The organism is Lysinibacillus sphaericus (assembly GCF_002982115.1).
In the GTDB taxonomy this organism is placed as follows: Bacteria; Bacillota; Bacilli; order Bacillales_A; family Planococcaceae; genus Lysinibacillus; species Lysinibacillus sphaericus.
The window spans coordinates 1777139-1792944 of the sequence record NZ_CP019980.1 but is presented as its reverse complement, the minus strand read 5'-3'; the positions used below and the strand labels follow the sequence as shown (position 1 = coordinate 1792944).

At 34.9% G+C, this 15806-nt stretch carries 14 protein-coding genes, 1 pseudogene and 1 riboswitch; of the genes and pseudogenes, 3 read left to right on the top strand and 12 right to left on the bottom strand.

Going from position 1 to position 15806, the window contains the following annotated elements; genetic code table 11:
* Positions 1-33 precede the first annotated feature (33 nt).
* A pseudogene (locus tag LS41612_RS08975) lies at positions 34-825 on the bottom strand (ribonucleotide reductase N-terminal alpha domain-containing protein); the annotation flags it as partial.
* 191 nt (positions 826-1016) lie between these two features.
* Positions 1017-1847 carry an octanoyltransferase LipM gene (gene lipM / locus LS41612_RS08970; RefSeq protein ID WP_024361207.1) on the bottom strand — a complete coding sequence of 277 codons (831 nt, stop codon included), beginning with the start codon at positions 1845-1847 and terminating at the stop codon, positions 1017-1019.
* 124 nt (positions 1848-1971) lie between these two features.
* On the opposite strand from lipM, the gene LS41612_RS08965 reads away from it, so the two are divergent.
* Positions 1972-2358, top strand: coding sequence for a rhodanese-like domain-containing protein (locus tag LS41612_RS08965; RefSeq protein ID WP_024361208.1), 387 nt, complete (start codon positions 1972-1974; stop codon positions 2356-2358).
* Between the two features lie 173 nt (positions 2359-2531).
* Here LS41612_RS08965 and LS41612_RS08960 read toward each other — a convergent pair whose 3' ends face one another.
* The gene (locus LS41612_RS08960; protein ID WP_024361209.1) at positions 2532-3446 is read right to left on the bottom strand and encodes a tetratricopeptide repeat protein; all 915 of its coding nucleotides are present in this window, start codon (positions 3444-3446) and stop codon (positions 2532-2534) included.
* 229 nt (positions 3447-3675) lie between these two features.
* Positions 3676-3752, top strand: a riboswitch (glycine riboswitch).
* A 171-nt stretch (positions 3753-3923) separates the two neighbouring features.
* Here LS41612_RS08960 and LS41612_RS08955 point away from each other — a divergent pair.
* Entirely contained in the window at positions 3924-5270 is a 1347-nt protein-coding gene (locus tag LS41612_RS08955) for an amino acid permease (RefSeq protein ID WP_024361210.1), read from the top strand.
* 238 nt (positions 5271-5508) lie between these two features.
* Here LS41612_RS08955 and LS41612_RS08950 read toward each other — a convergent pair whose 3' ends face one another.
* A complete protein-coding gene (locus LS41612_RS08950; RefSeq protein ID WP_024361211.1) occupies positions 5509-6486 on the bottom strand; it encodes a glutaminase in 978 nt (325 codons plus the stop codon).
* A 291-nt stretch (positions 6487-6777) separates the two neighbouring features.
* Complete coding sequence (locus LS41612_RS08945) at positions 6778-9630, bottom strand: hypothetical protein (protein WP_024361212.1); 2853 nt, start codon at positions 9628-9630, stop codon at positions 6778-6780.
* Between the two features lie 552 nt (positions 9631-10182).
* Between LS41612_RS08945 and LS41612_RS08940 the strand changes: the two genes are divergently transcribed.
* Positions 10183-10653, top strand: coding sequence for a hypothetical protein (locus LS41612_RS08940; protein WP_024361213.1), 471 nt, complete (start codon positions 10183-10185; stop codon positions 10651-10653).
* Positions 10654-10894: 241 nt separating this feature from the next.
* Here LS41612_RS08940 and LS41612_RS08935 read toward each other — a convergent pair whose 3' ends face one another.
* The 7 genes from LS41612_RS08935 to LS41612_RS08905 form a co-directional block, all read right to left on the bottom strand.
* Positions 10895-11320 carry a hypothetical protein gene (locus tag LS41612_RS08935; protein ID WP_024361214.1) on the bottom strand — a complete coding sequence of 142 codons (426 nt, stop codon included), beginning with the start codon at positions 11318-11320 and terminating at the stop codon, positions 10895-10897.
* Positions 11321-11987: 667 nt separating this feature from the next.
* Entirely contained in the window at positions 11988-12314 is a 327-nt protein-coding gene (locus tag LS41612_RS08930; RefSeq protein WP_024361215.1) for a DUF5713 family protein, read from the bottom strand.
* A 110-nt stretch (positions 12315-12424) separates the two neighbouring features.
* Positions 12425-12676, bottom strand: a complete 252-nt coding sequence (locus LS41612_RS08925) for a hypothetical protein (protein ID WP_024361216.1) — start codon at positions 12674-12676, stop codon at positions 12425-12427.
* A gap of 54 nt (positions 12677-12730) precedes the next feature.
* Positions 12731-13378, bottom strand: coding sequence for a DUF1963 domain-containing protein (locus tag LS41612_RS08920; protein ID WP_233433839.1), 648 nt, complete (start codon positions 13376-13378; stop codon positions 12731-12733).
* Between the two features lie 63 nt (positions 13379-13441).
* Positions 13442-13768 (bottom strand): hypothetical protein, encoded by a 327-nt coding sequence (locus tag LS41612_RS08915; protein ID WP_024361218.1) that lies wholly within the window; start codon positions 13766-13768, stop codon positions 13442-13444.
* A gap of 172 nt (positions 13769-13940) precedes the next feature.
* Positions 13941-14570, bottom strand: coding sequence for an Imm43 family immunity protein (locus LS41612_RS08910; RefSeq protein WP_024361219.1), 630 nt, complete (start codon positions 14568-14570; stop codon positions 13941-13943).
* Between the two features lie 152 nt (positions 14571-14722).
* Positions 14723-15778 (bottom strand): hypothetical protein, encoded by a 1056-nt coding sequence (locus LS41612_RS08905; RefSeq protein WP_105928903.1) that lies wholly within the window; start codon positions 15776-15778, stop codon positions 14723-14725.
* Positions 15779-15806: the final 28 nt, after the last annotated feature.

The window sequence follows — 15806 nt, the reverse complement described above, 5'->3', positions numbered from 1 at the left end:
ATTCACGAGATTTTAATCCCGCCGTTTTGGTTAACGGGATCCACCCTGTTCGACAAGGTGAGTCAGTTTTGCAATGTCATCTAGCCATGATACCGAACCTGACGATTTACCGTTCACACCACGTGCTAACGTGTTGCGAGGACGAAGTGTCGAACCATTTGTTCCTACACCACCACCACGGCTCATAATTTCCATTACTTGCTTGCGGTGATCACTGATTCCTTCACGTGAGTCCGCTACAAACGGCATTACATAGCAGTTAAAGAAAGTTACATCTGTTTCAGATCCTGCTCCATATATGACACGACCAGCTGGTACAAATTTTAATGAAACGAGTTGCTGATAAAATTTTTCAAACCATTCTTGTCGTTTTTCAGCTGTTTTTTCAACAGAAGCAAGCCCTGTTGCATTTCGTTTAGCAATTTGTTCATAAAAAATTTCAAGAGGCTTTTCTAGCACGTCAATTGAACGTGTAATCACACCTGTTTCTTGCTCTTTTGGATCATCTAATGCGCTACGGTAGTCTTCTTCAATCAAAATATCTGCTGTTTTTGTAGCCTTATCAATATGTTGAATTGTTCCTAAACCACGTGCGGGGAATTTTGGATCTGCCTTCACTGTTAATACGACGAAATCACCAGCTTTTAGCGTTTTCTTTTCCGTATCCTTAAACGAGTAGCGGTCGATCATCACAAGTCTTGATACACCTTTATGTGTGATATGCATATCAGGCGTGACAGGGTGAACCTGTGGGAATTGCTCAATATCTTTGTTTAACTGTTCAATTTGTTTGTTTACATCGGGTTGATGATTTGTAAGTACCATCGTTTTGCCTCCCCTTACAATAATAAATACACAATATCATGTGCCGTTAAACACTACATATTGTGTATGTCGCTTTTAAAAAGATACTATATATAGTTTTTAAATTCAACTCTTGCAATTTCGGATAGATTGGTTACTGCTTGCCATTACAAGGTTTAAACGGTGAAAAAATATTTTTCTTATACCACATTTTACTTTTTAAAGTTCCAATCATCATGCGCATATTTTTTTTCCGCTAACTCATGCACATATTTTAATTGCTCCTCAGAAAGTGTAAATGGTTTTAATTCAATTTGCAACGATTTTGCAAAACCATCTCGAAAAGCAGTGACACATTGTTCAATAGACACAGGTTCTTTTACAAGACTATTAATGGCAACTGCCTTCTCTGGTAGCTTTTTGCGCATACGTTCTTTCGCTGCTTCACTTGAAAAATTAAAAACAGATAATAATTTATCCTCATCAAGATCAAGTAAAATCGCGCCATGTTGCAAAATAACACCTTTTTGACGAGTTTGTGCACTACCCGCTATTTTTTTCCCTTCAACGACAAGTTCATACCAACTCGGTGCGTCAAAACACACGGCACTTTTTGGCTGCTTCAAATCTGCCTTTTTTTCCTCTGTGTCAGGCACACTGAAATAGGCATCCATTCCTAAATTATGAAAGCCTTGCAATATCCCTTCACTTAGTACTCGATACGCCTCTGTTACGGATTCAGGCATATTTGGATAGCTTTCCGTAACAATAACGCTATATGTTAACTCATGTTCATGTAATACTGCTCGACCACCCGTCGGACGACGAACAAATCCTATTCCTTGTTCACGTAACGCATCTAAATTAATATCTCTTTTCGCTTGTTGGAAATAACCAATCGACAATGTCGCTGGCTCCCACTCATAAAAACGAATAACAGGGGGAATTAAACCCTCACTATGCCAATCAAGCAATGCCTCATCTAGTGCCATATTAAAAGAGGGACTACATTTTCCTGAATTTAGAAAATACCAAGTTGTCATTATGTCATCTCCTACATCTATCAATCATTTCTAGCCACAATCTAGTTAATTTTATCAAACTCATTGGACTATCGCCAGCGCATCTTTTATAATAATAAAGAAGATAGAAAGGGGTAAGAAGAAATTGGATATACTTATCACAATTGGTGTCGTTTTAGTAGTGCTAATTGCATATATCGCGATTAATGCAATGCGACTAAAAAAAGCCGTAACCAACCTAACACAAGAACAATTTATTGAAGGCTACCGTAAAGCGCAGTTAATCGATGTGCGTGAACAAAAAGAATTTGATGCAGGTCATATCCTTGGCGCACGAAACGTTCCTTCTACAGCATTACGTCAACGTTATAAAGAAATCCGCCCAGATTTACCAGTATATTTATACTGTCAAAATACAGGCCGTAGCGCGCGTGCTGCTCTTTACCTAAAAAAACGTGGCTACAATCAAATCTACCAGCTTGAAGGCGGCTTCCGTAATTGGACTGGTAAAATTAAAACAAAAAAACAATAAGCAAAGTGAATTCAATCAGGCTATAGCGACTATTTAACATAGTCCTTTCCTCAGTGAAGTAGGATACTAGCGCTTGGTTTTTTCATAAAAAGAATCCTTTCCAAATGTTTTGGTAAAGGATTCTTTTTGCTAATATTCAGAGTTTCTTCTATATAATAGTAGTTGTCTAACGACTAACCATCTAGTTCGCTGTCACCATGTCCTTCATCATGCATCGGACAGAAAAAAGTATAACAGCGTGAAGCGATACTCGGCTCATTTTGCAACATAATGTGGTGCTGTAAATGGGCACTGTTCACCCGCTCCATATTCGCTCTAAGCTGCGCCTCCTCTTCTGCTACTTCTTCTTCTGTCCAGCCATATTCCAACGTCTTATTTGCCAAGTCAGCTATTGTTTGCGTACATTCCTCCATAAACGTTGCAATCACTGCTTTCTTATGCGCTTCATCTCCTAATTGGTGAAGTACCCATACATAATCTGCGATCCATTCACCTGTATGGGCATAATGTTGGTAGCCTTTTGCATACCACATAGCGGATTTCTGATAATCTCCAATTCGCCCGTACAACTCTCCTAGCTCTACTTCACCTATAAATCGTTGCTGTTCTTGTTCAATGATTGCTATCCACTTTTTAGCATGCTGAAAATCGTTGGCTAACACAAAACATTCGACAGCATGCATCAGCCCATAGTCCTCGCTTTCATACGATTTTATAAAAAGCTGAGCAGCCTGTTCATATTTTTGTTGTGCCTTGTATAGAGTTGCTAAATTATGCGCTACGACCGGTGATTGAAATCGGTTATATGCTTTTTCTAGCCATTGCTGTGCCGAATGATTGTCACCTTGGCGCATAGACAATTCGCCTAATAATGCATATGGGGAATACGTTTTTGGTTGCCATGCAACAGCCTGCAATGCATAGTGATATGCTTCTTCGTATTGATCCTGTTCTTTATGGTAATCTGCCAAATTATGCGCAACAATACAATTGGGCTGTTCAGAAAATGCATCTAGCAATAATAATTTGGCCTGTTCACTCTCCCCTTCTTGTGCTAACAATCGTGCTGCTTCTTTTACTCGCTCCATTCCTCCACCTCTTTTAGCTTTGTAGTTGTAAAAATAATGATAATGTATTTATTACTCTATGTCTAAAATAACTATTTTTTGTAACAAATATATCATCATGAAACCAATTCTTCTTTTTACCTGCATACTACTGAAAATTGACCCTTGTATTATTGGCTCGTCATTGGTAGGATAAATAATATCTTAAAATAAAGATTGAAGCTATGAATGCTATGGATGAAACTATAGCAGGAGCATTTCTGGAGAGAGCGCAATTAGCGTCGCCGAAGGGTTCACTATCTCAGGCAAAAGGACAGAGGAGTAAGATAAACTTTCACCATGAAAGCTATACCACACGACGAATGTTGCATTGGATATGTTACAAACTAAACCTTCAGTCACGGTATTTTTATTCTGACGTTTACGAGACTAGTGTTGCTACTAGTCTCTTTTTTATTTTCCAGCTAGCGCTTCTACGCATCTTATGGGGGAATAAACTTGGAACAACATCAGTTAAAACGAGAATTAAAAAATCGCCATGTGCAACTTATTGCAATTGGCGGAACAATTGGGACTGGCTTATTTTTAGGATCAGGTAAAGCGATTGCTTTAGCAGGGCCTTCGATTATTTTGGCTTACCTCATTGTTGGGATTGCCTTATTTTTTGTCATGCGGGCACTAGGCGAACTACTATTATCAAACGCAGGCTATACATCATTTACAGATTTCGCCACAGAGTACATCGGCCCTTGGGCTGGGTATGTCACTGGTTGGACCTACTGGTTTTGTTGGATAATGACCGCGATGGCAGATATTATTGCCGTCGGTGTCTATGTACAATATTGGTTTAATATTCCGCAATGGGTACCCGCTATTGGCTGTCTAGTACTGCTATTATTTCTTAATTTATTGACAGTAAAGCTTTTTGGAGAACTCGAATTTTGGTTTGCACTGATTAAAGTTGTAACAATTGTTGCATTAATAATTATTGGATTATTCATGCTATTCACAGGCTTTCAAACAACTTCTGGCACTGTATCAGTAAACAATCTTTGGGCACATGGCGGGCTGTTCCCGAACGGTATTTATGGCTTCCTAATGGCCTTCCAAATGGTTGTTTTTGCTTTCGTAGGAGTTGAACTAGTCGGTGTTTCTGCTGCAGAAACAGCAGATCCGAAAAAAAATATTCCATCTGCCATTAATAAAATTCCACTGCGTATTTTACTATTTTATGTAGGCGCATTAACAGTCATTTTATGCATCAACCCTTGGTATGAAATGTCTGCTACAAGCAGTCCATTTGTACAAGTATTTTCATTAGCAGGTATACCTATCGCAGCAGGTATTATCAATTTTGTTGTGCTGACATCTGCGGCTTCAGCAGGCAATAGTGGTTTATTTTCTACAAGTCGTATGCTTTATAATCTTGGCCGTCACAAGCAAGCATCCGCTTCTTTTGCTAAGCTAAATAAAAACAGTGTGCCAAGTAACGCACTTGTTCTTTCAGCCATCGTTGTATCAATAGGGGCATTACTGAGCAAGCTCATGCCAGAAAACGCCTTTAGCGTCGTAACAACGATTAGTGCTATTTGTTTTATTTGGGTATGGAGTATTATTCTAATCTCGCATATTATCTATAAACGTAAAAACCGCGCACTCCACGAAGCGTCGATTTTTAAAGCACCATTGACACCTTTTGTGAACTATTTAGTACTTGCTTTCTTCGCGTTTTTGTTAGTAATTATGTTGATTTCCGAAGCGACTAGAACAGCGCTTTTACTAACACCTATCTGGTTTATCGTTCTTTTCATTCTTTATAAAAGCAAAAATATCAACAATAGATAACAGCAATTTTATAAATTCGCGACAAATCCACTTTAAGACGCAATCACAATGCATTGCGTCTTGTCTTTCATTATAATAGATGATTAAACCGCCTACAGTTCTCCAATTAACCAACACTACTATATGTAGCTATAGAACTGATATCGCTATTGCCTTATACTATCAAGTTGTCAGGCGATAATAGGGATAAAAAAACGTAGATAAGCCTTTGTGCTTATCTACGGTATTTTTCACCTTATTAAAAAATCGTCATATTCCACTCATCTGCAACATGCTTAAGTAATTTTACACCTGCTACACTATTTCCGATATCATCAATAGCTGGCCCATAAATCCCGATGCCACAACCAGCTGGGAAAGGTGATTCCAAGCTTGCGTGATTGGGAACAGCCGCAACAATGGCACCAGAGACACCACTTTTAGCTGGCAAACCGATAAAAGCAGCAAACTTACCTGATGCATTATACATACCACATGTCACCATTAGGGCTTTCGCTAATTTAGCCACTTGTTTAGGAAAGAGCTGAATTTTTCGTTGTGGATGATAGCCATCATTCGCGATTAATAAGCCAATCATTGCTAAATCCGAAACATTGACTTCAATTGCACATTGCTTCAAATAAACTTCCAATGCTTCTTCAACTGGACAATCTAAAAAGCCCGAATCCATTAAATAGTAGGCTAATGATCGATTGCGATTAGCTGTTTGCCATTCAGATTGAAACACTTCTTCGTTTACCTTTAACTGTTTGCCAACCATTTGTTCTAAAAACGACAGGATTTTCGCCACTTTCTCCTGTGGCGAACTGCCATCCAGCATCGAGGACACTGTAATCGCTCCTGCATTAATCATCGGATTAAAAGGTTTTCCGGGCTGATGACTTTCAAGACGAATAATGGAATTGAACGTATCCCCAGTAGGCTCAACATCTACCCTTTCTAAAACATAAGGCAACCCTCGGTCCATACAAGCTAAAATAAAGGTCACAACTTTTGAAACACTTTGGAGGGTAAATAATTCCGTTACATCTCCTCCAACGATTTGTTCACTATTCGGTCCGATAATGGAGATGGCTAGTTGTTGTGGATCTTTTTGTGCTAAAGCTGGAATATAGCTGGCACATTTCCCTTCCTTAGAAAAGGGACGGAACTGCTCAACCCACTGCCCTATCGATTGACTATCGTGATGTTCAACTTGATGATGATGTATTCGCATTGCTGTGCTCTCCTTTTCTAGTTAAAAACAGAGCCCTCATAGCTTGAACTACGAAGACTCTATTTGATTCATCTAAGTCAACCATGTATTGTAGCGTCTATCATAAATTATGACAAAAGAAAATGTCTAAACAGTTACTGCTTTTCGGACTTAGTATACACAATGAATGACTTCTCAAACCTTACCTTAAATATAATACCAAATTATCCCCTGTTAGACTAAGACAAAAATAGTATGTAAGGTTTGTCTTTCCCCTTACATACTATTTTTACAGATTACACAGAAGTCTGCTTACAGATCGCCTGCGTACATATTCTTATACAGATTTTCTAGTTTTTTAGAGAGTTTACCATAGGCTGTTTGCCAAGCTTTGCGAGCAGCTTCATTGCCATTTGTATCAGATACATATAGCGCATGAACCTCTGCTACTTTTTTCAAGTCATTCTCTGCTTGTGTCAGCTTCGAATAATTTTTTACGACGCTTTTTTCAGAAGCAGTTAGTTTATCGTAAGCAGTGCGAATTTGCGTCACTTTCGCTTCTAAATTCGCAATATAATCGCCATTTTGGACAAGTGAATTAATGTCCTCTATTAACGTTAATGCAATATCGTTTGCTTGCTGAAGTTCTTTCTCCTTGGCGATAATTTGTTGGCGAACATTTTCACTGACTAAACTCATTTGTTTAGATGTTAGCTTCGCAAATGCTTTAATAACCGTTGTTGGATTGCTTACAAACGACTTATCGTATTGCTTCATAAATGACTCTACCTTTTTAACATCTGCAATAGCTGCTGTTAAAATTGACGCATTTGTTACGCGTTTTTTATCGCTGGAACTTAGTTTATTATATTGGTTCGCCAAGTTTTGAATATCCTGTATGGATACTTTATATAAATCATCCGTTTCAATTGCCGCAATATCTTGTATTAATTTCGAAATATCAGGTGCAGTCGTGTCTACTAAACGATTTTTTAATAAATCCTCGTACTGCGCTTTCGCTAAATGCTGTTGATTAGCAGGCAGTTTCGCATAAGCCGCTTCGACTGATTCAATTTTTTTCGTTTGCTTTGCAACATCTAGTTCTTCTCGAGCTGCTTGTACTTTTTTATGGAATGCTCTTACCCCAGTAAGATCTTTTGTCGCTGTAGTTAATAAATCATAGTTTGTTACATATTTTCGTGCTGGAGATGATAATTTTTTATATTGCTTTGTTGCCTCTTCTACTTCCGCTTCAAATTGCGTAAATGTATAACTTGTTACATTGGCGAAAGCTTGTATTTTAACTTTCAGTGCTTCCGCATCTGCCTTGTCAGTAGGTTCATTGCCATTATTCCCTACCGTTATATTAGGAGAGCTATTTAAAAATTCCTGCGCATTATAAACAAGTGATTGCTGTAAAGTCGTTAATTTATTGTATGCTTTTAGTGTATTACTGTAGCTTGTTTTCAGCTTACTTTCTGTCACGCCAGCCGTGTTAGCAAGCTTTTTATAGCCATCTATATCTTTAATCACTTTTTCTGCCGCTTTAAAGTCTTTTTGCAAGATTAAAATACGATCATAGTCGATAATTTTAGCCGCTGAATTTTTTGTTAAACTTTTATAATCCGATACGATTTTATTAATATTGTTCACATAGCCTTGCCATGAATCTGCTGTAGGCTTAATTTGATATTGCTTATCACCAATATACGCTTTAATTTCCTTATTCAAACTATTGATCATATCCTGCTCAGCATTTTCCGCATTAAGCAACTTCACTTTATAGTCATTTGGCACTAAAAGCAATTGTTTATACGTTAATTTTTCATAGCTAGAGCGAATGGATTTAGCAATTGTCACCTGCTTGTTCGCTGTCGTATTCGCTGTCAATTTATCAAAAAGTTTAATAAACTGTTCTATCTTTTTCAAATCTTGCTTTGCGTCTTTAAGTATCGTTTGATTTTGTACAGCTACTTGATAATTTTTCGATAGTTTCGCAATATCAGCTTCTATTTTGTTTACCGCTAGCTGTAACGCTTCGACACTGTTAGGGGCATACTTAATGAGCGCACTATCATAGTTTAATAGCGCCACAATCTCATTATTAATTCTTCTCACTTCCGCTAAATCTGCGGTATCAGATGGTTCTTTTACTAAAGCTTTAATACCACTGTACAAAGTATCATTTACGTCTAAACTACGTTGTAATAAATCAAGCTTGTCATAAGACGCTTCTAGTTCGCTAATATATTTCGCTAAGTCTTTTTGCCCGGCCGGAATATTATCTAATTGCTTATTTAATTTGCTAATAGCCTCAACATCTGCCAGCGCACGCTTTAGTACATCATAGTTCGTAATGCTTGCCTTTGCAGTAGCTGAAAGAGCTTGGTATTTCGTTTCTAATGCTTTTACATTCGCTTCAAATGATGCAAAATCTGTTACCTGATACTTGCTATCGCTTTTGCGTAAGTTCGTAATGCTCGTCACAAGTGTTTCAATTGGCTGTTTCGAAACTGTTAGCACTTCTGTGAAATCAGATTCCACTCTCTTAGTACCGACTTTAGCGATTACTCTGACCGATATATCTTTTTTATTTGTTTCAAGCGCATCTTTAGGAATCGTATAGGACTCTGTATTTACTCCCGAAATAATCGTAAACACATCACCCGTTTTATAAAACCATTCATAGCTATATGTAATTTGATTACTTTGAATTACAGCACCCTTGGTATCAGTAACTTTAGCTCCGATTACTTTCACTGTGTCACCAGGTAACACATTATTTTGAGGACCGTACCCCTCAAAAGAAGGTTTCTCAATTTTTAAGGACAATTCTGGTACCACTATTGGGCTACTCGTATATTTAGTATCTGTCGTCGTCACAGCCTCCACTAGGACTGTTTTACCCTCTGCCTCTACTGGTAATTTAAATGTAGCCTCTGTTGCACTAGGAATTGGTTTATTGGAACCCCCTTCAACATAATACCACTGATAACTTTTTATGTATGTGCCAGCTGGTGCACCTTTTAAGTCGGCATTAAGCGTTACACCTACTAAAGGGTTACCTGTTATTGTAAGGGTCGTTACTTCTTCTGCCCCTGCTACAGCAGGCACAACAAATGCTGCGGGAATAGCCGCTACTGTAAAAAGATATTTTTTATTCAAAACGTGTTGACCTCCTTTTTGTTGCCTACGATATATATCGGTAAATAAACAAAAATTTCCCTTATTATTGTCAAACAATCTAAAAAAGTAAATTCTACCTAATTTCCAGCGTAGTTCTAGTATTCTTTTGATTGTTACTAACTGAAGTACATACATCAAACAGGACTCTATCCATACATATTTACAAAAACATAAATCGACGTACAGTAAACTAACAATTAACAAAAGAGGCATCTCAAAACTATAGAGAAACCTCTTCTTTCTTTGTTTTTTAAGGATAACAAATTTCAATTTTTTCTTAAGTAAAATCAACAATGTAGTATATAATTCTGTATACACAATAAAAAGTGATTTAAATGAAAACACAGTAGTAAACAAGAATTTGTCCCTTGTTACTACTGCCTAATTCTGTTGTTATGTAAAGTCAAAATGTATGAGCATGTAAATAAAACTTTTTTTAAAAAGAGGTTGTTAAATCGAATTAAAATTCCCCTTAATAGAGTGTTAGTGCTAACAAAACAAAATCTATTATTAAAATGGAGGAATTTAATTATGGCAACAGCTAAATATTCACGTTATGAGTACAATGCAACAACTTCTATTTCTCGTGCAAATATCGGTGATATGAGTGGAGCTCAAGAGGCATTCATCAATTATTGGAAAGGTAAAGTTTCAAAAGCAGCATTAACAACTACCTTAGGTGGACTTGCTACTACTGCTTTAGAAAAAGTTTTTAATAAAACATCTTATACAGCTATTCCATCCTATCTTGTATCCGCACTAACAAGTGTGAATGAGTGGGAAAAAAATGAAGTCTTACGAGTAGCAGAAGAAGGTGATTCCCAAATAAATAAACTATTAAGAATTTTTAATGATAACAAAGCTTATATTTCTATTTCATTTAGAGTTAACTATTTGGCATTCAAAAATCTCGCAACAGGCAACACTGACTTCACTATTGTTCAAGGTAATATCATTCCAATAAGAGTTCTTACATCAAGTGGCGGTTCAATTCCTTTGTAAAAAAAGAAAGATGGTGAGATAAAAGAGAAAGAGTGTTAGATTGATTAAAGTCAATCTAACACTTTTTTGCTGTGACCGTTGTTGACCGTTTCGGCGGTGCTTTCCGCTCAGCGCCGTAAGTCGCTACCCTCTGCTTACGCTCAGAATGCCCTTGTCTTACGCTGGGTGCATTCTGAGTAGGAGTCATCGCTTTTGCTATTAGCGAAATTCATCAAAACCGATGTATCTCTATAAAAGAATTTTATGATTTTGTCTCAGCCTCTTTTTTTACAATATCAAGGAATTTTTTAAATGCCTGCTTATTTTGTATTTCATAAGTTTTGTGATTAAAAGTTAATAGTCCGTTTTCACTAAGATAAATAACATGCAAATCGTTGTTGTGATAAATAATCATAGAGAACCCTGTGTAAGTAAAAGTAGAGCTAGTTCGTTTTATTTCTAGTTTTTCTAGTAAATTTAGGAAAGTTGGAAATACAGTACTATCTTTTTTGATAGTTTTAACGTTGCGCTCTGTATCTATGATACTAACATCATGGGTTTCTTCTGCTAAAGAATCAGTATCGAAAAAATCTTGTACAAGATTTTTTGTTTTGTATTCATTTAAAAAATATAGTGAGACCATTATTATTAAAAAGAAAGCTATAATAAAACTTATATTTTTCTTCATTTGAAACAACCTCCTATATTAAAATTTTAAAATTTTCAGCCTTTTTTGTCAAAGCAGATTGTTAACTTTTTTTGTTTACATATTCTCCTGTGTCATTATGCTTATATAGATGAACACATAATCCATATAATCAATAGAGCCTTCCTCTTCTCTTTGCGGAAAAAGGAATAATTATTATTTTTCAACTCTTTATAATAATAACTTTTCGGTTGAATAAGACGTAGTTCTCCAACAAAAAATTATTCCCTTGGTTTTCCGAATAATCGCTGATTGGGTTCATGCCTAAATTTAAAATAGTTTTATCAGTATTAGTTCCAAATTCGGAGTATATATGCTCTATAAACCTTACTTCAATTGAAGGATAAATAGAGTATCAAAATCCAACTCATGATTAGTATGCGAGAAAGTAAATCAAAAGTGTGCATCTTTATGTGTGTGCGTTTGTATATGGAGATCTTAGTATTTATAATGTTATCTTAAACATAAAAAAACACTTGTTGCTTATTAGGCAATCAAGTGAATAAAGCTCCGTTCGTTTTATGGATTCTACTTTATACTTTAAGGAATACAAATTTTAATTTAAGACAATATAATTAGAAGTTGATAAAAACACTATAAGCATCTCCTATCGAACATCCACTTTCCTCATTGAAACTCTGGTAATTTTTTACCAATCTCGTTCTCTTAACGCTTCTTCGATATCTATATCAATCTCAAAATATTGTAAAATTTCTTCTACTGTTATGGCGATTGAATCTCGTGCAACCGTTTCAATTTCACTATCATTTTTATAAAACTCATCCTGTAGTTCATTGATTGCTACAGTCATTTCATCCAACTTTTCCTGTACCCCTTCAAGCGTATGATTGCCCTCTTCAATAAAATGGACTAATTTCATAATATTTTCTTTAATTTTATTTACTAAAAACGTTGGATAATACGAATCTTCGTACATATCCGACAAGTATTCGAATTTAGAATCAAGTTTTTTCACAATAGTTCCTCCTTTGATGTTGATTGTCCTATTAAAAATCACTTCTCACAACATATAATACCATTTTTATTCTATCGTAGAAACAACTTACATTTAACCACTTAACAACTCTATGTAAGTTCAACAAAGTCTGGACTACGTACATTACCTTCTTTAACCAATAGAACACCTTTAATTTTTTCTTTTCTGCAAGCTTTATTGATCTCATGAAAATATGGTAAATGCGTATAATATTCATCAGAAGCAAATTTCCAATAAGCAACCTCAGATAACTTTGTAGTAATCATCCTATCTATATTCTGCTCTACTTCAGTCCACTGATTTAATAATTCATTTCGAATTTCAAGTACTTTTGAGTTCATCCTAGTCCTCCTAAATCACTGCGTTTCTCCTAGGATTCACCATTTTAAAGACCCTTAAGTACATTGAGTAAAAAAAATACCTATGTCATTCTGATTATAATTTTTGTTTAAAAATAAATATCCTATTGAATCGCTTAGGCTAAAGAGATTACGGAATTCCTCTGGAAAATCACCGCCATAAATTTGTAGGCAAAATTGATAATCGTTTAAACCTAAATCTTCTATTTGTAACAAAGATGCTTTATTGCCCATTAATGAACCACAGTAAATCTCAATATCATCTAAATCTTCACCATCAAAATTCTCATAGTTCAAATTCAACTTGTCGCCTAAAATAAACGCTTGTGCAGGTATTAAGAAATTGGATTCATTTCGAATTTCTCCAGTTTCGTGTAATAAAACCTTTGTAAATCCTTGTTTAATGTTTGCTAACTCTTCTTGATCTCCATGAAAAGTGATGTAATCTAAAAAGTAATCATTCTTTTTATACGTTGTAAATACAGAGATGAACTGTTCTTTTGGTAAGTTTAAATTTAGCGTTTCATTAAGGAAATTTGTTGGCAAACAAAATACAAGTGTTAATTTATCTCCATTTGGATTTAATGGCCAATCAATATTTTTAGGCAAGAAGCTATACCCGCCGAGTCGGGGCACAATGGATTCATTTTCAACATCTTTAAACGTAATTTCCACTGACATCATATCAACTCCTAATTTAGTTATCTGAGTATATGTATTTTCGTAAACTGGGAAATAACGGAATCATTAGTCATCCGACTCTTTGTTTGAGTCAAATAACTCATTTGCCAATTGACTAATCATCTGAACAGCATCTTCAATAATGTTTTGTTCTTCCAAACAATATTTATTTTCGTTAAAATAAAAATAATTACTTACATCTACAAACGCTAATGCAAGTTTTTTTGGAACAACATCTAAGCTCTTAAATTCAACTATTAAAAACTGCATAGCAGTGATTAATTCATTAAATTGATTCTCATTTAATCCTTCCCCCCTTCTCAATTGAATTAATATTGAATCTTCCCCTAAAATATTTTCATAAACGATATTTAACGCTTCGTTCTTATACATAGAAATCTCCTTTTATGGCTTTGACTACTAAGAAGTGGTAGCCCCTCAACCGTCCAGTAAAATCTAGATTTTTACGGTACATTAAGTTTACATATTCTCTGATTATCTTTTCACCTAGCCGTTCTTATTTTCATGAAATACAATCAGTCATTTCAGCTCTTTCATTTACAACCTACTGGGAGTTAATATGTGTTGCAACGTCATTTAGATCAATAAATTTTAACCCCTTTAATTTTAGTGCAATGCATTGTTTCTTAAATTTCTCTGAACAAAATATGTATGAACTTAATCTTAAATCCTTTAAACGAAAGACATCATAATCTGTATTGTTAAAAATTATTTTCAGATATTTTTCAACAAAGGTACCTTCCGATTTAAAACTTTTATTTTTAGGTACTTCTCTAGAAATAAATTCTGATTTTTCATAATCCACCAATGAAATACCATCGTAATATTTTATGAAATAATAGTTTTTATTTTTCTTTACTTTTGACTTTCCCTTGGTGTTAACTATATGTAGTTTTGCTATGACATAATCTTGTATCGCTTTCGACTCAACTATTAAATTTAATAACTGTTCTTCAACAATATGCCCTAAAAAACTTTCATAATAATCAAATTCAATTTTGCTGGTGGTAATGAACCACAATTCTTTCGGCAAATCATCTTTGTTAAAAAAATGACGATTCCAACTATACCCCATTCCCTCGTGATACATTGTTTCATCAAAATGTTCATGTATTACGCCATCTAAGAAAATAGGTGTCGTGAGTTTGTCATTTACTATCATATATTTTTTCAAATTATATCCCCCCCATTTTTTCCTCATTGTGAACATTACTCTATGTATTGTGATTAATAACTTTTCGAAAATTCTTGCAGCTATTACTTCATGTAGTTTTGTTATGTTTCATTCCTAATATCAAAATGCCTCTTCTATTTCAGTCCTTAAATTTAAATGAAACTGTAATTAATAATAGGATTTACATTCTCTATCCTTTCTTCACTTCTTTCAAGAATATACATAGGAATTATTTCATTTCCGAGTGCACCTGACCAAGTATATAAAGTAAGATCAATTTTTTCACCAGTACCCTCCAAACAAATGGTTGTCCATTTTTTTTCAAGACATTCCGGCCATCTAAGTAATTCGTCACCAGGAATTACAGATAACTCCTTTATCTCATTTTTAATTTTGTAGGTTCCTTTAACTATACATTCATCAAGTAGAATTGAATTATTCATTGCTTGAATATAATAATGCCAAGGCTTAATCCCCCAAGTAACAATAAATATTCCTTCTTCAAAACATTTATCAACTAAATTGGTTGTAGTAAATAACTCAACAAGGTTTAATGGCTCATCCCCAACTTCACTCCTTATAAATTCACTAAAAAGTTTTAAATCCACCATAAAAAAACCTAGATGTCCTAAACCACCATAAACCGTAGATTTGGTAACATTTTTATTCTTATATATATCAATAGAGTTTTTGAATATTAGCACATAGACAGTAACTGTCTCAATCTTTTGTTCGTAATCGGTTAAAAACAGAGGAGCTTCTGACGATAAAAATTCAGGTTTTTGAATCCCATGACGGAAAACTTGAATTTTGATATTGTAATCCCCTTTTAATTCCGGACAATTTTTTCGATAAGCATTTTTTTTAGAAACTGCCTCCTCTTTAAAAGCTTGTTGAATAACTTTATTTTGGCTTTGCTTTTGTAACTCCAAATTATTTTCATGCATGTAACAAATAAAATCTTCTTCAATAAAAGTTACGTCGTTATATAGTACTTCTGTTATTTTTTCACCTAATGTAGAAGAGTCCAACAATAATTGCGTTTCATTTTTCACTTCTTCAACAATCAATTTAAATTTACAAATATCGTATTGGCTTACAGTGTCATTTATAGGGATTTCTAGTGTTACACTATTCGTTAGCAAATGGGCATCTTTTATAATATTGGTACAATAACCTTCTTCGAACAAAAATGCTGTATTATTCATTAAATTCACTCCTGGTTCGTTAATTTAC

Bases quoted from the DNA above. Each gene is read 5' to 3' on its own strand.
- lipM (WP_024361207.1), bottom strand. From the start codon at position 1,847: ATGACAACTTGGTATTTTCTAAATTCAGGAAAATGTAGTCCCTCTTTT.
- LS41612_RS08960 (WP_024361209.1), bottom strand. From the start codon at position 3,446: ATGGAGCGAGTAAAAGAAGCAGCACGATTGTTAGCACAAGAAGGGGAG.
- LS41612_RS08950 (WP_024361211.1), bottom strand. From the start codon at position 6,486: ATGCGAATACATCATCATCAAGTTGAACATCACGATAGTCAATCGATA.
- LS41612_RS08940 (WP_024361213.1), top strand. From the start codon at position 10,183: ATGGCAACAGCTAAATATTCACGTTATGAGTACAATGCAACAACTTCT.
- LS41612_RS08935 (WP_024361214.1), bottom strand. From the start codon at position 11,320: ATGAAGAAAAATATAAGTTTTATTATAGCTTTCTTTTTAATAATAATG.
- LS41612_RS08925 (WP_024361216.1), bottom strand. From the start codon at position 12,676: ATGAACTCAAAAGTACTTGAAATTCGAAATGAATTATTAAATCAGTGG.
- LS41612_RS08920 (WP_233433839.1), bottom strand. From the start codon at position 13,378: ATGATGTCAGTGGAAATTACGTTTAAAGATGTTGAAAATGAATCCATT.
- LS41612_RS08915 (WP_024361218.1), bottom strand. From the start codon at position 13,768: ATGTATAAGAACGAAGCGTTAAATATCGTTTATGAAAATATTTTAGGG.
- LS41612_RS08905 (WP_105928903.1), bottom strand. From the start codon at position 15,778: ATGAATAATACAGCATTTTTGTTCGAAGAAGGTTATTGTACCAATATT.